Annotated in this window: 17 protein-coding genes and 1 tRNA gene; 7 read left to right on the plus strand and 11 right to left on the minus strand. The window is 69.1% G+C overall.

Annotation, left to right across the window (positions count from 1 at the left end; translation table 11 throughout):
- Nucleotides 1–35: 35 nt before the first annotated feature.
- Genes HWD99_RS07690 through HWD99_RS07705 form a run of 4 tightly spaced genes read right to left on the minus strand, consistent with a single transcriptional unit; the run spans nt 36 to nt 3991 of the window.
- Nucleotides 36–1421 (minus strand): FtsW/RodA/SpoVE family cell cycle protein, encoded by a 1386-nt coding sequence (locus HWD99_RS07690; protein WP_241795640.1) that lies wholly within the window; start codon nt 1419–1421, stop codon nt 36–38.
- A complete protein-coding gene (locus HWD99_RS07695) occupies nt 1418–2719 on the minus strand; it encodes a PP2C family serine/threonine-protein phosphatase (protein WP_241795641.1) in 1302 nt (433 codons plus the stop codon). The genes HWD99_RS07690 and HWD99_RS07695 overlap by 4 nt, the downstream gene beginning before the upstream one ends.
- Before the next feature lie 7 nt (nt 2720–2726).
- Nucleotides 2727–3266: an FHA domain-containing protein gene (locus HWD99_RS07700; protein ID WP_241795642.1), complete on the minus strand. Its 540-nt coding sequence runs from the start codon at nt 3264–3266 to the stop codon at nt 2727–2729.
- Complete coding sequence (locus tag HWD99_RS07705; RefSeq protein ID WP_241795643.1) at nt 3263–3991, minus strand: DUF3662 and FHA domain-containing protein; 729 nt, start codon at nt 3989–3991, stop codon at nt 3263–3265. Before HWD99_RS07705 ends, HWD99_RS07700 begins: the two co-directional genes overlap by 4 nt.
- 281 nt (nt 3992–4272) lie before the next feature.
- Here HWD99_RS07705 and HWD99_RS07710 point away from each other — a divergent pair.
- Nucleotides 4273–4355: transfer RNA gene (locus tag HWD99_RS07710), tRNA-Leu, on the plus strand.
- Between the two features lie 66 nt (nt 4356–4421).
- Here HWD99_RS07710 and HWD99_RS07715 read toward each other — a convergent pair.
- The 5 genes from HWD99_RS07715 to HWD99_RS07735 form a co-directional block, all read right to left on the minus strand.
- A complete protein-coding gene (locus HWD99_RS07715) occupies nt 4422–5696 on the minus strand; it encodes a family 1 glycosylhydrolase (protein ID WP_241795644.1) in 1275 nt (424 codons plus the stop codon).
- A gap of 7 nt (nt 5697–5703) precedes the next feature.
- Nucleotides 5704–6573, minus strand: coding sequence for a carbohydrate ABC transporter permease (locus HWD99_RS07720; RefSeq protein ID WP_241795645.1), 870 nt, complete (start codon nt 6571–6573; stop codon nt 5704–5706).
- Complete coding sequence (locus HWD99_RS07725; protein ID WP_241795646.1) at nt 6570–7526, minus strand: carbohydrate ABC transporter permease; 957 nt, start codon at nt 7524–7526, stop codon at nt 6570–6572. The genes HWD99_RS07720 and HWD99_RS07725 overlap by 4 nt, the downstream gene beginning before the upstream one ends.
- A 64-nt stretch (nt 7527–7590) precedes the next feature.
- Nucleotides 7591–8853: an ABC transporter substrate-binding protein gene (locus HWD99_RS07730; RefSeq protein ID WP_241795647.1), complete on the minus strand. Its 1263-nt coding sequence runs from the start codon at nt 8851–8853 to the stop codon at nt 7591–7593.
- Nucleotides 8854–8988: 135 nt separating this feature from the next.
- Nucleotides 8989–10023: a LacI family DNA-binding transcriptional regulator gene (locus HWD99_RS07735; RefSeq protein WP_241795648.1), complete on the minus strand. Its 1035-nt coding sequence runs from the start codon at nt 10021–10023 to the stop codon at nt 8989–8991.
- 221 nt (nt 10024–10244) lie between these two features.
- Here HWD99_RS07735 and HWD99_RS07740 point away from each other — a divergent pair, with 221 nt between their 5' ends.
- Nucleotides 10245–12341, plus strand: a complete 2097-nt coding sequence (locus HWD99_RS07740) for an RICIN domain-containing protein (protein WP_241795649.1) — start codon at nt 10245–10247, stop codon at nt 12339–12341.
- A 52-nt stretch (nt 12342–12393) separates the two neighbouring features.
- On the opposite strand, the gene HWD99_RS07745 is transcribed toward HWD99_RS07740, so the two are convergent.
- On the minus strand, nt 12394–12828 hold the full coding sequence (locus HWD99_RS07745; RefSeq protein ID WP_241795650.1) for a DUF2809 domain-containing protein: 435 nt from the start codon (nt 12826–12828) through the stop codon (nt 12394–12396).
- Nucleotides 12825–13328, minus strand: coding sequence for a helix-turn-helix domain-containing protein (locus HWD99_RS07750; RefSeq protein ID WP_241795651.1), 504 nt, complete (start codon nt 13326–13328; stop codon nt 12825–12827). Before HWD99_RS07750 ends, HWD99_RS07745 begins: the two co-directional genes overlap by 4 nt.
- Nucleotides 13329–13541: 213 nt before the next feature.
- Between HWD99_RS07750 and HWD99_RS07755 the strand changes: the two genes are divergently transcribed.
- From HWD99_RS07755 to HWD99_RS07775, 5 genes are read left to right on the plus strand one after another with little or no spacing between them, the layout of a single operon-like run.
- Nucleotides 13542–14468 (plus strand): PfkB family carbohydrate kinase, encoded by a 927-nt coding sequence (locus HWD99_RS07755; protein WP_241795652.1) that lies wholly within the window; start codon nt 13542–13544, stop codon nt 14466–14468.
- Nucleotides 14465–14833, plus strand: a complete 369-nt coding sequence (locus HWD99_RS07760) for a DUF202 domain-containing protein (protein WP_241795653.1) — start codon at nt 14465–14467, stop codon at nt 14831–14833. Before HWD99_RS07755 ends, HWD99_RS07760 begins: the two co-directional genes overlap by 4 nt.
- Nucleotides 14833–15174, plus strand: coding sequence for a DUF202 domain-containing protein (locus HWD99_RS07765; RefSeq protein ID WP_241795654.1), 342 nt, complete (start codon nt 14833–14835; stop codon nt 15172–15174). Before HWD99_RS07760 ends, HWD99_RS07765 begins: the two co-directional genes overlap by 1 nt.
- Nucleotides 15171–15689, plus strand: coding sequence for a hypothetical protein (locus HWD99_RS07770; protein ID WP_241795655.1), 519 nt, complete (start codon nt 15171–15173; stop codon nt 15687–15689). The genes HWD99_RS07765 and HWD99_RS07770 overlap by 4 nt, the downstream gene beginning before the upstream one ends.
- Nucleotides 15690–15735: 46 nt before the next feature.
- Nucleotides 15736–16539, plus strand: a complete 804-nt coding sequence (locus tag HWD99_RS07775; RefSeq protein ID WP_241795656.1) for a siderophore-interacting protein — start codon at nt 15736–15738, stop codon at nt 16537–16539.
- The last annotated feature ends 6 nt before the right edge of the window (nt 16540–16545 follow it).

Consider the following 16545-nt stretch of genomic DNA (forward strand, 5'->3'; position numbering starts at 1 on the left):
GCTCAGCGACCGATGTCTGGAAACGCCTGGTCATGTCAGCCGATCACCGTCCTCGGTTGGCTGCGGACGCCGTCGGAGATGCGCAGCAGGATCGCCACGATCAGCCAGTTCGCGACGAGTGACGATCCGCCGGCGGCGAGGAACGGCGTGGTGAGGCCCGTGAGCGGGATGACGCGCGTCACGCCGCCGACCATGATGAACACCTGCAGCGCGATCGTGAAGGAGAGGCCCGTCGCCAGGAGCTTCCCGAAGTCGTCCTGACCCGCGAGCCCGATGCGGATGCCTCGGCTGATGAACACCATGTACAGGCACAGGATGGCGAAGAGGCCGATCAGACCGATCTCCTCGCCGAGGCTGGTGATGATGTAGTCGCTGTGCGCGAGGGGAGTGACGTTCGGACGGCCCTGGCCCCAGCCGGTGCCCAGCAGCCCGCCGTGCGCGAGGCCGAAGAGGCCCTGCATGGGCTGGAATCCCGCGCCGTCGGGGTCGACCTTCTCGGGATCGAAGAGGAACAGCCAGTTCGTGAAGCGGCCCTGCACATAGCTGAGGATCTGCGTCGCGACGGCGACACCCGCGGCGACGAGCGCGAGGCCGATGAGCACCCAGCTGGTCTTGCCCGTCGCCACGTACAGCATCGCGACGAACATGCCGAAGATGAGGGTTCCGGTGCCGAGGTCGCGCTGGATCACGATGATGCCGAGCGAGATCGCCCACACCACGAGCACCGGGCCGAGCTCGCGCATGCGCGGCCACGTGATGCCCAGGAACCGCGTTCCCACCGATGTCAGGCTCTCGCGGGTGCGCACCAGATAGCCGGCGAAGAAGATCGCGAGGCAGATCTTGGCGAGCTCACCCGGCTGGAAGGCGAACATGCCGCCGAGCGAGACCCACACCTGCGCGTTGGCGTCGGGGATGCGCAGACCCGGCACGAAGGGGAGGAGCAGCAGCAGGATGCCGGAGAGGCCGAAGATGTAGGTGTACCGGAACAGCACGCGGTAGTTGCGCAGCAGGATGACGACCGTGATCGCACCGGCGAGGGAGATGGCCGTCCAGGCGAGCTGCTTGGTCGAATACGCGTTCCAGCCGGTGAGCGATTCGGCGATGTCGATGCGGTAGATCATCGCGATGCCGAGACCCGTGAGCAGCGTCGCGATGGGCAGTACGAACGGATCGGCGTCGGACGCCACGGCGCGCAGCACGAAGTGCAGGGCGAACGCGAGCACGGCGAGGCCGCCGCCGATCGCGAGGATCATCGGGTCGATCAGGCCCAGGGCGCCCAGCTGCACGAGAGTGAGCGCCGCGCCGCTGATCGCGACGGCGAACAGGAGCAGCCAGAACTCGCGGTTGCGCTGCGTCTGCGGCATCCGCATCTTCCTGAGGGCCTTGATGACGCTGGTGTCGGCCGAGACGTCGGTGCTCATCCCGCTCCGTCCGTGGGCTCGGGACTCGGCGTCGGCACGGGCGTCGGCAGCGGCGTCGAGTTGATGACGCGGTCGGCGCCGGCCTGCAGTCGCGCGACGATCGCCTCGGCGTCGGAGAGCGAGCGGGCGGTGATCGTGCGCTCGACGGAGTCGCGCTGATACGGCGGCAGATCGGCGAGCAGGATGTCGGTGTCCTGCAGCGGCGTCGAGAGGACGATCGGGCCGATGTTCTGCTGGACGCCCTGGTAGATCACCACGCTGTCCTCGTCGGCGCCCACGAAGTAGCGCGTCTGGGTCCAGCTGTAGGCGGCGAAGGCGGCGAACGCGAGGGCGGCGAGCACGACGAGCATCCCGGCGATCCAGCCCAGGCGCCGCCGGCGTGCACGCCGACGGTCCTCTTCGATGAGCTCCTCGAGATACTCGGGTGCGGGCTCGAAGTGGCTGGGCTCGTTGGCCGCCTGACGCACCGGATGCAGCCAGCTGCTGCGCGGCGCGCGCACCGGCGGCACGGTGACGTTCTCGGGGTTCGAGGCGGATCCGACGATCGTCGCGGTGCCCGAGTGCATGGCGTGCTGACCGCCGACGTCGACGAGCACGATCGTGACGTTGTCGGGGGCGCCGCCGTCGAGCGCCTGCTTGAGCAGGTTGTCGGCCGTGCGTCCCGGAGCCATGCCGAGACGCATCGCCTTGAGGATGTGCGCCTCGTCGACGACGCCCGAGAGGCCGTCGGAGCACAGCAGCCACCGGTCGCCCGGCTGGGTGTGCATCACGAACATGTCGAGCTCGGGATCGGCGTCCATGTCGCTGAGCACCCGCATGAGCACCGAGCGGCGCGGGTGGTAGCGGGCCTCTTCGGGGGTGATGCGACCCGAGTCGACCAGACGCTGCACGAACGTGTGGTCGGCCGTGATCTGGGTGACCGCGTCATCGCGGTAGAGATAGATGCGCGAGTCGCCGATGTGGCCGATGACGGCGAAGTCGTCGACCATGATGATCGCGCTGAGCGTGGTGCCGAGTCCGGCGAGCTCCGGGCGGTCCTTCGCGGCGCGGATCAGGTCGCCGGCCGCCGTGGTGGCCGCAGCCTGCAGCGACGCCTGCGCGTCGTCGACCGAGGAGTACGGCTGGTCGAGCGGCTGCATCCGGTGGATGGCGATGCTCGACGCGACGTCTCCTCCGGCGTGTCCGCCCATGCCGTCGGCCACGACGAACAGGTTCGCCCCGGAGTATCCGGAGTCCTGATTGTTGGAGCGGACCTTCCCGGTGTGGGAGATCGCGACGCTCGAGCCCTCGAAGACCATGCCGGGGTCAGGCTCGCAGCTCGAAGGTCGTGGCGCCCACCTTGATGGGAGTGCCGAGCGAGAGCGAGACCGGGTTGCCGCTCACGCGCTGGCCGGCGACGAACGTGCCGTTGGTCGAGTCGAGGTCCTGGATCGCCCAGCTGTCGCCCCGCAGCAGGAGCCGCGCGTGGTGGCTGGACGTGTAGTCGTCGCGGATCACGAGGGCGGATTCGCTCGAGCGCCCGATCGTCAGCGTCTCCGAGCCGAGCGCCAGTTCGAGTCCGGCCTTGGGTCCCGAGGTGATGACGAGGCGCTTCGCGGTGGTGACCGTCGCCGGTCCCGTGGTCGCGGGCTTCGCCGACGCCGGCTTCGCCGACGCGGGCCGCGCGGGAGCCGGGGGAGTGGAGGGTGCGGGAGCCGCGGCCTCGCCCTCGGCGGGGAGCTTGCGCACCTTCATGCCGAACAGGTCGGCGCGCAGCGAGTAGACGACGCCGAAGACAAAGAACCACAGCAGCAGGAGGAACCCGATGCGCAGCAGGAGCAGGACGAGCTCACTGGGCGTGGTCACGAGATCGCTCCGAACGCACGGGTCGCGTCGTCGTCGCGCGGGCGCGGCGGACGGGACGGAGTGGCGACCGGGACGACGCGGAAGACGAGGTCGGTGCGGCCGATCGTGATGGTCGTGTCGGTGGGCAGAGACGCCTCGCGCACCTTCTGGCCGTTGACCTTGGTGCCGTTCGTGGATCCGAGGTCGCGCATCATGGCGCGCTCGCCGTCCCACAGCACCTCGACGTGCTTGCGGCTCGAACCGGCATCCGAGATGGTGATGTCGGCGTCGGTTCCGCGACCGATGACCGTGCGGGCGCGCGTGATCGAGTGACGGCGACCGTCGACGTCGATCACGGCCTGCCAGCTGACGCGTCCTTCGACGGTGCCGGACGAGACGTTCACGGTTCCGGTGGCGATCTTGTCGTCGGCCTCGAGCGAGATCGACAGCGGCCCGGCGAAGCTGTAGCCCTGCGCCTTGCCGTGCGTGGTGAGCAGGGCGTGCAGCTCGTCGGTCAGAGCCCCGCCCAGGCCTCGCATGCGTTCGGCGTCGTCGGTGCTGAGGCGCACGACATAGCTGTTGGGCGCGATGATGCGGTCGCGGCTCACCACAGCCGCGTTGGTGTCGGCCTCGCGGCGCAGGGCCGAGGCGATCTCCACGGGCTGGATGCCGCTGCGGAAGGTCTTCGCGAAGGCGCTGTTCACAGCGCGTTCGAGACCCTTCTCAAAGCTGTCAAGTAGTCCCACTGGGCTCCTCTGGCATGCCGACCGGTAGGGACATCGTAGCCAGGTGTCCTGGGTGTACGCCGTCGAGGGGCGTGTTTCCGGGTGTCTCGGCGGGGTTCCGGGCGCCGTTTCGATGCCTCCGGGGCGGTTTCGGGCGGCCATCTCCCTGTCGGGCGGAGCGATCACGGCGCATCCTCCGCCCGACACGGAGTTCTCCGCCCGACACCGTGCGCCGTCGGTTTCATCGCAGGACGGAACGCGTGATATCCTCGCAAAGTTGACTTCTTCGGAACGAGACACTCGCGCGAGTGGCGGAATGGTAGACGCGCTGGCTTCAGGTGCCAGTGTTCGCAAGGACGTGGGGGTTCGAGTCCCCCCTCGCGCACAGTGAGCGAGAGAGCCGGTCAGGATTGATTTCCTGACCGGCTCTTCTCTTTTCTTCCCGACGGCGTCAGGACGCGCGGACGGAGCCGGTGCGCGAGACGGCCGACTCGCGGGCGTACGCGGCGAATCGGTCGGCGACGGGGTTCCGCCGACGCTCGAGCCCCGACGGCGTCTCGACGAGGTCGAAGAGCCCCATGGTGAGCAGGTGGTCGGCCCGGGGAGCGGTGCTGTGGCGGTACGTCCATTCGTACATGTCGAACAGGGGCCACCAGGTGTATCCGACGACGTCCGTGCCCTCGGCCCGGAGCTCCTCGACGGCGGCGACCGAGGCGTCCATCCAGGAGATGCGCGTCTGCGCATCGTCGGTCACGCAGGTCTCGGCGAGCATCACCGGTGCGCCGTAGCGCTCGGCGTAGCGGCGCAGCATCTCCTTGAGGCCGTCGACTCCGTCGTCGCGGGTCGGGCGCGGGTCGGCGAATCCGCCGCCGTGGTGCACTCCGGCCTCGAACAGCTCGGTCGAGTGCCGCGGGTAGTAGTTCACGCCCATCACGTCGGGCTGCACGGCGTTGTCGCGGAACCACTGGAGCACCTCGCGCGAGGCGCCGCGTGAGCGCAGGAGGGAGGAGAGCGGATGCCGGTCGTCGACCTTGCCCGTCACGAGGTCTTCGACCAGGAAGCCCTGGTGCGAGTAGCGCCTCGCGGTCTCCCAGTGCTCGGGGGCGTCGATGTCGCCCGCGTAGCGCATGGAGGCGTCGACATGCACGAACGTCGCCCGGTCGCCGAGCACGTCGGCGATCGCGCGCTGGGTCAGCACGAACCCCTGCGCGATGGCCGTCGCGATCTCGACCAGGCCCTCCGCGCCGCTCCGATAGGGGGGCCAGTACGCGTATTCACCGCTGAACAGGGAGTGCAGCATCGGCTCGTTCACCGGCGTGTAGTCGGTGGCGACGTCTCGGTAGCGCTCCGCGGCCCGCGCCGCGTACTCGGCGACGTACTGCGGGTAGTCGGGATGCGCGAACTGATCGTCGATCCACAGCGGCGTCCCGTAGTGGAGGATGTCGACGATGGGGCGGATGCCGAGCTCGCCGAAGCGGTCCATCACCCTGTCGGTCCACGACCAGTCCCACCGCCCGCGCTCGGGAGAGACGACGTGCCAGGGGATGCCCCAGCGCATGAACTCCGCGCCGACCGAGGAGGCGAGGCCCAGGTCGTCGCTCCACTGCTCGTAGTGCTCGGTGAGGGCGTATTCGTCGATCGCCCGTTCGCCGGGACGCTCCTGGGGGATGAAGGTGTTCTCGATTCCGAGGCCGAAATGGAGGAGGCCGTCGCGATACCAGGTCATGGGAATGTCACTTCAGTCCGGTCGAGGCGATGCTTTCGACGAAGCGTCGCTGGATGAGCAGGAAGACGATGGCGAGGGGCAGGACCGCGATGAGCGAGCCCGCCATCATCACCCCCTGGGGGATGATGCCGCCGGGGCCGGTCAGCAGGGTGAGTCCCGATGTGACGGTGCCCATCTCGGCATCCGTCGTGAACACGAGCGGCCACAGCAGGTCGTTCCAGTTGTTCACGAAGACGTAGATCCCGAGCGTCAGGAGTGCGGGCACCGCGTTCGGCAGCACGACGCTGCGGAAGATGCGGAACTCGCTGGCTCCGTCGATGCGCGCGGCGTTGTCGAGGTCGCGCGGGAGGGAGAGGAAGAACTGCCGCAGGAAGAAGATGCCGAACGCGTCTGCGGCGCGCGGAGCGATGAGTCCGGCGTAGGAGTTCACCCATCCGAGATCGGAGACGAGTTGGTAGATCGGGATCAGGGTCGCCTGGAACGGGATCATCAGGCTCGCGATGATCGCGATGAGCAGGACCCTGCTGCCGCGGAAGTCCAGGCGGGCCAGCGCATACGCGGCCAGCGAGTCGAAGACCAGCGCGAACACGGTGACCCCGCCGGCGAACACGAAGCTGTTGAGGATCAGTCGTGCGAACGGCAGCTCGGTGAAGATCCGGGCGAAGTTGTCGAGCGTCCATGCCCCCGGGACGAGCGTGGGCGGGTAGGCGTTCACCTCGGAGACGGGCTTGAAGGCGGTGAAGACGATGATGAGGATCGGGAGCATCACCGCGAGCGTCGCGGCGGCGGCGACGATCAGCAGCGCGACGGATGCGATGCGTCGCCGTGTCGCGTGCGGGGAGCGACGGATGACGGGAGCGGGGGCCACGAGGGTCATGAGGCGTCCGCCTCTCGCCGGCTGAAGAAGAGGAACTGCACCAGGCTCAGCACCAGTGTGATCAGCAGAAGGACGTACGAGAGCGCCGACGCGAAACCGAGCTCGAGCTTGCGGAAGCCTGCTTCGTAGATCTCCATGACGATGGTCTGCGTGCTGCCGTAGGGGCCGCCGCCGGTCATCACGTAGATCTGATCGAACGCCTGCAGGGCGGCGATCAGCGCGACGATGAGCACGAACCCGAGCGAGTTGCTGAGCATCGGCAGGGTGATGCTGCGGAACCTCTGCCACGCGCTCGCGCCGTCGACGCGCGCCGCTTCGTAGAGGCTGCCGGGGATGTCCTGCAGCCCGGCGAGGAAGATCACCATGTAGAAGCCGAAGCTCTTCCAGACGGCGACGAGCACGACGGTGGGCATCGCGAGCACCGGGTCCTGCAGGACGTTGCCGAGTTGGATGCCGAAGCCGCGCAACCAGTAGTTGAGCAGGCCGATCTGCGGGTCGAGGAGGTAGGACCATGCGAACGCCGCGACAGCCAGCGACACGATGAACGGCAGGAACAGCAGGGTGCGGAAGGCACCGCGCCCCGGGAGGAGCCGGTTGTTCAGCAGCAGCGCGAACGCCAGCGCGAGCACCACGACGAGAGGCGTGAACAGCAGCGCGTAGAGGGCGGTGTTGCCCATCGCGGTCAGCACGCCGGAGTCGGTGAAGACGTCGATGTAGTTCTGGAACCCGACGAACTCCTCATCGCCGAACCCGCTCGCATCGGTGAACGAGAGCCGCAGGGCGGAGATCATCGGCCAGGCGACGAACACCGTGAGGATGATGATCGCCGGAAGGAGGAAGGCGACCACCGTGAGGCGGTACCTGTTGCTGCGGCGGAGGGGGCTGCGTCCGCCCAACGGGGCGGGTGGGCGGTACGCGCGGCGGGTGGGCGGTGCTGCTGCCTGCGTCGTCATCGGGCGCTGCTTTCTGAGGAAGGACGCGGGAGGGGCGACGTGGGCGCCCCTCCCGCGAGCGGGGTCACTGGATGGCCTGCTGGATCTCGCTCTGTGCAGCGGCGAGCAGCTCGTCGATGTCGCCTCCGGCGACGGCCTTCTGAGTGAGGGTGTCGATGGCGGCCAGCACGTCGACGCTGTTGACCACACCGGGCAGCAGGGCGCGGCCCGTCGGCGCGATCTCGGTCAGTGACACGACGACCGGGTTCGCCTCGACGGATTCCACGGGGATGTCGGTGCGCAGCGGCGGCCATCCCGAGGCGAGGGACCACTCCGTGGCGACGTCTTCCTGGAAGAAGTACGAGAAGAACGCCTCGGCTCCGGCGACCTGTGCGTCATCGGCCTGCTCGGTGATGCCCATCGAGACGCCGATGGCCGAGGCCGCCTGGTCCTCGGGACCGGCGGGGATCGCGGCGATGCCGTAGTCGATGTCGTTGTCGGCCGAGATGAACGACATCCACGGACCGCCGACGTGCATCGCGGCCTTGCCCGAGCTGAAGAGCTCGTCGGCGCCGATGCCGTCGAGTCCGGTGGGGGAGATCTTGTCGTTCGCGATGGCGTCGACCCAGTACGCGATCGAGTCGGCGTTCTCGCTCGAGTCGATGACGGCCTCGGTCGAGCCGTCGACGATCCCGCCGCCGCCGCTGAGCAGCAGGCTCGGCCACAGGCCGTTCGCGACGGTCGCATGATCGGGAAGTGCCAACCCGTACTGCTCGGGGGTTCCGTCGCCGTCCTCGTCGACCGTGAGCGCCTTCGCGGCCTCGACCCATTCGTCCCAGGTGGTGGGGAACTCGTCGATGCCCGCCGCGGTGAACAGCGCCTTGTTGTAGAAGACCGAGAGCGGCACGAAGCCGGTCGGGACCCCGTACGGCGCCCCGTCGACCGTGACCATGTCGACGGACTGCTCCGCGAGCTCGGAGGTGTTGCTGTCGTCCGACCCGTAGAAGTCGGTCAGGTCGACGAACGCGCCGCGGTCGGCGTACACCGGCATCCGCTCGGCCGGCATCGCGACGATGTCCGGACCCTCGTCGGACGAGAGGGCGGGGAGCAGGGTGTCGTCGATGACCGCCCACGTCTTGGTCTCGGTCGTGATGACGTAGTCGTCCTGCGACTCGTTGAAATCGGCCACGATCTGGTCGAGGACCTCGCCGTCGGCCTCGGTGTATCCGTGCCAGAACGTGAGCGCGGTGGGGCCGTCGGAGTCGTCTTCCGCCGGGGCGGAGCAACCCGCGAGGGTGAGCGCTGCCGCGCTCGCCGCGGCGACCGCCATGATCGTTCGTCTCATCATCTTCGATGCCCTTCTGTGACTGCGTTGTCGTGTCGGCTCGGGTGCCGGGTGCATAGCTTCTACAACGATGGAGGTAAACGTTGTAAATGGATGATCGCGCCTCGGGCGATCGATGTCAAGAGGCGGATCGTCGGTTCAGCGCGCCGGCGTGGTGGACTCGCGCTCGACGAGCGAGAAGTCGGTGAAGACCTCGCGCGGCGGGCCCGCGTCGGCGCCGCCGATGCGCGCGACCAGAAGCTCGACCGCGGTCTTCGCGATCTCGGACCGCCCGGGGTTGATCGTCGAGAGGGCGGGCAGGCTGTAGCGCGTCTCGTCGAGGTCGTCGAAGCCGATCACGGCCACGTCGTCGGGCACGCGGACGCCTCGTTCGAGGAGCACCCGCATCGCGCCCAGCGCGAGGGAGTCGTTGAAGGCGACGATGCCGTCGAACCGCACCCCCGCGTCGAGCACGGCGCGCATCGCGTCGGCTCCGTCGGCCCGATGCCAGAGGTCGACGGGGACCACGAGGTCGTCGTCGAAGGCGACTCCCGCGTCGGCGAGCGCGTCCGAATATCCGCGAAGACGCAGACCCGGCGACCCGGACTCCTCGCTGGGGTGCGAGCCGAGCGCCAGGATGCGGCGGCGACCCAGGCCGAGCAGGTGCGTCGTCGCGGCGTGCGCCCCCTCGGTGTTCCGCATGGTCACGTGGTCGCGCGACGAGTCGAAGAGCCGCTCGCCGAGCAGGACCATGGGCACGGGCACCCGCTCGAGCAGCGCCGCGTCGCCCTGCTCGAGGGTGAGCACGGAGTGCAGGATGCCGTCGAGGCCGCGCAGGTGCGCATCGCGCAGCGCCGCGAGCTCGCTGTCGCGGTCGAGGTCGAACTGCTCGATGAGCACCGAGAAACCGCGCTCCCGCGCCGCGCGCATCACATCATCGGCCAGCTCGGCGAAATAGGGATTGCGCAGATCGGGCACGATGAGCCCGATCATGTCGGTGCGCCCCGAGCGCAGACTGCGCGCCGCCCGGTTGGGCTGATAGCGCAGCTGATCGATCGCCTTCTCGACCCGCTCGCGAGTCTCCGGGCGGATGTGCGGATAGCCGTTGATCACGTTCGACACGGTCTTGATCGACACGCCCGCCGCCCGAGCGACGTCGTGCAGAGTCGCCGTCGCCTCTGCCCCTGGTTTCATTCTGGGCACTCTACAACGTTTCCCCTCCGGCCCCGGCGTCCGACCGATCGACACACGGATGCTTGACGTCGGAGCGATCCGACCCTACGGTGGCGACGGGTCTCTACAACGTTGCAGAACCCGCAGCGTCGAGGCTCGCTTCACCACATCGAGTGCAAGGGCACGCGCTGCGTGGGCGCGCGCACGCTCTCGCCCCCCGGAGAACTGAGGAGCAGGAGAACATGCAGGATCCCCAAGTACCGCGCGGCCGAACCGCCCAGAGACTGGTCACCGTCATCGCCGGCCTCGCCCTGGTCGCCGCCGCCGTCATCACCCCCAGCCCGGCATCCGCCGTGACCACCGGCAACGGCGCACTGGTCTACTCGCCGGCGGCGGGCTCGTCGTTCAACCCCGAGGGCGGTGCCCCCGCCGGCACCACGTACGCGAAGATCATCGTCCTGAAGAACAACGGGTCGAACAACGGCACGCAGCTCGTCACGTTCGACAAGCTGGTGCTCCAGAACGGCGTGCAGGTCTACCCCGTCTACCGCAGCACCGACGACGGCTCGTCGTGGACCAAGGTCGCCGACGTCAACCCGAGCGCGACGTTCCCCACGTTCACGCGGACGGCGCAGCCCTTCCTCTTCGAGGTCACGCAGACCACGGGGAACCTCGCCGCCGGCACCATCCTGCTGACGGGCATGATCATGCCGGAGGACCGATCGAGCAGCAGGCTCGTCGTCTACAAGAGCACCGATCGCGGATCGACGTGGAGCTTCCTCAGCACCATCGACTCCGGCGGCCCCGCGGTCTACGACCCGTCACCCACCTCCACCACCACGACCGTGTGGGAGCCGTCGCTCGCCATCGACGGCAACGGCGGTCTCGTCGCGTATTACTCCGACGAGCGGCAGAAGGCGAACGGCGTGCTGCAGGCCGTGTCGTATCGACGCTCCACCGACGGGGGACAGACGTGGGGACCGCTGGTCAACGTCTCGGCGCCGACCAACCAGAGCGACCGACCGGGCATGATCACCGTGGCGAAGATGCCCGACGGTCGGTACATCGCCACGTTCGAGGTCGTCAACAGGCCCAGCCAGAGCCAGAACACGGCACCCGTCTACTTCAAGATCTCCGCTGACGGGCTGAACTGGGGCACCACGACGAGCATCGGCAGCCCCATCCAGCTGGCCGACGGTCGAGGCATCGGCTCATCGCCGTATGTGAAGTGGGTGCCGTCCGGTGGACCGAAGGGCATGCTGGTCGTCGCATCCAAGTGGTCGCTGACCGCCTCCGGAGCCATCGACGGCGGCCAGAACTTCTTCGTGAACTACAACCTCGGTGCGGGCCCCTGGGAGCGACTCCCGATGGCCGTGACCTATGACGCGACCGACACGCAGGGCGGCAACTTCAGCGGTTTCGCGCAGGGGATCGACGTGAGCGCCGATGGCCGCACGCTGTACCAGGCGACGAACGTCGAGAACACGGTGACCGGTCTCAACGATGTGCGGGTGGGGTCGATCCCGCTCGACGCGCAGCAGTACGAGGCCGAGAAGGCGACCGTGAACGACGCTGCGGTCGTCTCGCACCCGCAGGCCGCCAACGGCCAGAAGATCGGCAACATCAACAACGCGGGCAGTTACGTGCAGTTCACCGTCCGCGTCCCCGCGGCCGGCAGCTACACGCTGAACGCGCGCTACGACAACGGATTCGGCTCGACGGCGACCCACAACGTCAGCGTCAACGGTGGCACGGCGTCAGCCATCAGCTATCCGGCGACGGTCGACTGGGGTCGCTACGGGTGGGCGCAGAAGACCGTCACCCTCGCTGCCGGCACCAACACCATCCGCTTCACCAAGGGCACGAACTTCGCGGAGCTCGATGCGATCCACCTCTACCGCAGCACCGCACTCGACCCGCAGTTCCAGGTGGTCAACCGCACCAGCGGCAAGCTCCTCGAGGTGCTGAGCGCCCTCACGTCCGACGGCGCGGCCGTCGGACAGTGGGGGTCGACGAACAACGCCACTCAGCGGTGGAACCTGCGACCGTCGGGCACGTCGACGCAGCTGGTGAACGTGAACAGCGGCAAGCTGCTCGAGATCCCCTCGGCAGCGACGGCCGACGGAGTGGACGCGGTGCAGTGGGGGGCGACCGGCTCGACGACCCAGAACTGGATCGCGACGACGTCGGGCGGGTGGTGGACGTTCACGAACGCGAACAGCGGCAAGCTCCTTGAGATCGACGGATGCTCGACCGCCGACGGCGCGGTCGCACAGCAGTGGGGAGTGACCGGTGCGACCTGCCAGAACTGGCGTCTCGTGAAGGAGGGCATCCAATAGCTCCGCCGCGCTGAGGCACGGGCACGCGGATCACAGAGGTCCGCGTGCCCGGTCACGTCGCCGTGTCGACCGGACGACGCTTCGCCGCAGCCGTCGCACGCGAGCGAGAGACGGCCGCGTCCACCAGGGCCGCCGCACAGGCCCCCGCCGCGTACGCGACGAGATCTGTCGCGTCGAAGCCGACGCCCAGCACGAGTCGCACCGGCCAGAAGCCCTGCGCCCACAGGGCCGGCAGTCCGGTGAGCTGGAACACCTCGATCAGCGTGCAGAGAACGAGGGCGCCCGCTCCGACGGCGATGACGCTCGCGCGCGGCAGGGCCACGGCGATGGCGAGGTAGATCATGACGGCGTACAGAGCGTCGCCCGCCGCGTCCGCGAGCGGTCCGCTCCCGAGGACGTGCGTGAGGAGGCCGGCGGCGATCACCGAGGCGGCGGCGATGAGCAGCCACCGCCGCCGCACCGGGACTCGCGCCGGCGACCGGGTCACTTCTCGACCAGCACCGGCGCCCCGCGCTTGCGCTGGGTGCGAGTGAGCTGACGGGAGAGCGGATACTTCTCATCGAGCCGGGGCTCCAGCACGATGCGCTGGAGGGCGATGATCGCGATGAGCCCGCCCGACCAGTAGGCGATGATGATCGCCGCGCCCGCACCGCCCAGAAGCACGCTGAGGATCGTCACGACGATGCCGACGCCGACGTACAGCATCCGCCAGGAGCGGAGCACGCGATTGCGTGCGGTCTGCTGCTCGTCGACGCGCCGGTCGAGCGACTCGAGCCGATCGGTCACGTCCATCTCCTCGGCGGGCTCGAAGAGGTCGGTCACGCTCACGCTGAGCGCGTTGGCGATGAGCGCGAGCGATTCGAGGCTGGCATCCTGACCGGCCTCGAGCCGCTGCACGGTGCGGAGTCCGACACCGCTCTCGAAAGACAGCTTCTCCTGCGTCCATCCCTGGTCGCGTCGGAGTTCGGGGATTCGTGTGTTGTTCATGTCTCCATCGTTTCCGCCGGGGTGGACGACGCACCACGCCATCCACCCGCCATCCTGCCGTCAGTCGGCCGCCACCGATCCGCCAACGCGCAGCGGAGTTCAGATCGGGTGCAGCGGGGCGATCGGCGCGAGCGATCCGGGCGCGCGGAGCGATGGTCTAGCATCGTCCTGTTCGAGCAGATCGGCGGTGCACGTGAGATGAAGCCTGTGTACGTGGTGGGCTCCGCCAACATCGACCGCTGCTACTCGGTCATCTCCTTCCCTCGCGCAGGCGAGACCCTGAACGCGACCGCCTACACGGAGTCGCTCGGCGGAAAGGGCGCCAATCAGGCTGCAGCGTCGGCGCTCGCGGGCGGCCTGGTCCGCTTCGTGGGGGCGGTCGGCGATGACCCCGGCGGAGCATCCGTCCGCGACGCTCTGGAGGCCCGCGGTGTCGAGACCACCCACCTCGCTCGCCACGCGGGCGCCGCGACCGGCAACGCCGCGGTCGTGGTCGACGAGACGGGCGAGAACCTGATCATCGTCGCCGGGGGAGCGAACCTCCTTCTCTCCGGCGCCGACGTGCGCTCGGCGCTGGACGGCGCGGCGGCGGGCTCCCTCGTCGTCGCGCAGGGGGAGATTCCCGCGCAGGCCATCGCCGCGGCGGCCCGGCTGGCGAAGGAGAGAGAGCTGTCTCTTCTCCTGAACCTCGCACCGTTCGTCCCTCTCGAGGAGGCGGTCATCGGTGCGGCATCTCTGCTCGTGGTCAACGCGACCGAGGCGATCGACACGGCAGCGCATCTCGGACTCGGACAGCTCTCCGATGCGACCGACGCGGCAACGCGGCTGCGCGACCGCCTCGGCATCGACGTGATCGCGACGCTCGGAGGCGAGGGATGCATCGTGATGGCGAAGGACGGTGGGTCGACGGCGATCGACGCCCCCGCGGTGGAGCATGTGGTCGACACGACCGGGGCGGGCGACGCGTTCGTCGGCATCCTCGCCGCGCGACGGGCCGGGGGCGACGACCTCGTCGCTGCGGCGCGCGTCGCCACTCTGGGGGCGTCGTTCGCGGTGCAGCGCCGAGGCACGGCCGAGTCGTACCCCGACGCCGATGACCTCGACGCACTCGTCGCGTCCCTCGGGGCGGTGCCGCGGTGACCCGCTCGTCGGAGCGGTTCCCCCGATCGGTCTACTCGGTGGGCGATGAGCCGGATGCGCGTTTCACCCTCGCGAACGAGCGGACCTTTCTCGCGTGGATCCGCACGGCGCTGGCGCTTCTGGCAGGAGGTGTGGCGCTCGACCTGCTCGGCCTCGATCTGCACCCCGGGTTGCGGCTCGCGGCCTCGCTGACGCTCGTCGTCGCAGGTATCGTGCTTCCTCTCTTCGGCTGGCTCAGCTGGGCCGGGACCGAGCGGGCGCTGCGACGCGGCGACCCCCTTCCCGGTTCGTGGCTGGGAGCCTTCCTCGGCGGTGCGGTCACGCTCGCCGGAGTGCTGCTCGTCCTCGCGATCCTGCTGCGCTGATGCCGGTCTTCGATCCCGGTCTGCAGCCGGAGCGCACCGAGCTCGCGTGGCGTCGCACGGCGCTCGCCCTCGGCATCGGGTCGCTGGTGTCGATGCGCATCCTGACCGCCGTGCTCGGCGACGCGGCGTGGGTGCTCTGCGGGGTCGCGGGGGTGCTCTTCTCGGTGTGGGTCTGGTCGATGTCGCAGCGTCGCTATCGGGAGATCGACCGACGTCTGCGCGCGCACGGAGACCGGGCAGCGCTGCCGGGGGCGCGACCGCTTCTGGTGCTCGCGGCCGTGGTCGGGGCAGCGGGGATGCTCGGGCTCGTCGTCGTCGTCGCTGCGGGGTGGACCGCGTGAGGGGCGGGGATCACGGCTCGACGATCTTCCGCGAGCGGAGCACGGGACCTCGGTGGACCGCCGTGGTGGGCATCGTCACGCTGGCTCTGCTGGTGTTCGTGGCGTGGCTGGGGGTGCCCGCGCTGGTCGCCCGGCCGGAGCCGGTCGACGCGTGGCTGCTGATTCTGATGGTCAGCTCGACGGTCATGGTGCTGATCGCGGTGATGCTGCTGCTGGTCAGGCACGCGACCGTCGTCGTCACCCCGACCCATGTCGACGCACACCTCGATCCATTCCGGATCATGCATATATCCGTCGAGGAGATCGAAGCGGTCGAGGTCGTCGACGTGTCGTTCGCCGATTCGCGCGGCTGGGGGTGGCGGCTCGCCGGCACGGAACAGTACCTCCTCTGGTCGGCGGGGCCCGCCGTGCGGCTGGGACTCACGAAGGGCAGGAGCCGCGTGCTGCGCAGCGACCGCACCGCAGAACTGGTGGCGGCGATCGCCCACGCGCGATCCGACCCGCATCCGGGCTGACCACGGCAGACTGGAGGAGACGAGATCCCCCACGTCAGGAGACGGAATGACAGATCAGCCCCGGAAGGCACCCAGCCAGGCGGTCCTCGCCGTGCAGGAGGTGGAGCGGATCAGCCCCGACCTCATCCGCATCACGGCAGGCGGAGACGGATACGAGGCGTTCACCGACAACTCCTCGACGGACAAGTACGTGAAGATCCTGTTCGCCGATCCGAGCCACGGCCTCACGCCGCCGTACGACCTCGCGCAGCTGCGTGCCGAGAGCCCGGAGAAGCTCCCGACTCGCCGCACGTACACGGTGCGTTCGACGGATGCCGCCCGCCGACGACTCGTGATCGACTTCGTCGTGCACGGCGACGAGGGCGTCGCGGGCCCCTGGGCGCGCCGCGCCCAGCCGGGCGACACGCTCGTGGTCAGCGGGGCCGGCGGCGGTTACGCGCCCGACCCCGCAGCGCCCTGGCATCTGCTGATCGGCGACCACACGGCGCTGCCGGCGATCTCGTCGGCGGTCGAGGCGCTGCAGCCGGATGCCGTGGGGCACGTCGTGCTGTCGATCGCCGCGCCGGCCGACCGCGTCCTTCCCCAGACCCCGGCGGGGGTGCAGGTGCACTGGACCGAGACGGACGACGAGCTGCTGTCGATCGTCGAGGGTCTCGCGTGGACCGACGAGCACCCCGGGGTCTTCGCGCACGGTGAGCGCGGCACGATCAAGGCCGTGCGGGCGATCCTGAAGCAGCGCGACGTGCCGCGCGACCGTCTCTCGATCTCGGCGTACTGGGCACGCGGCCGTGCAGAAGACCAGTTCCAGGCCGAGAAGCGCGAGCCGATCGGGCAGATCGACGAGGCGTAGGCGCGG

The organism is Microbacterium sp. C5A9 (assembly GCF_022627955.1).
GTDB lineage: Bacteria > Actinomycetota > Actinomycetes > Actinomycetales > Microbacteriaceae > Microbacterium.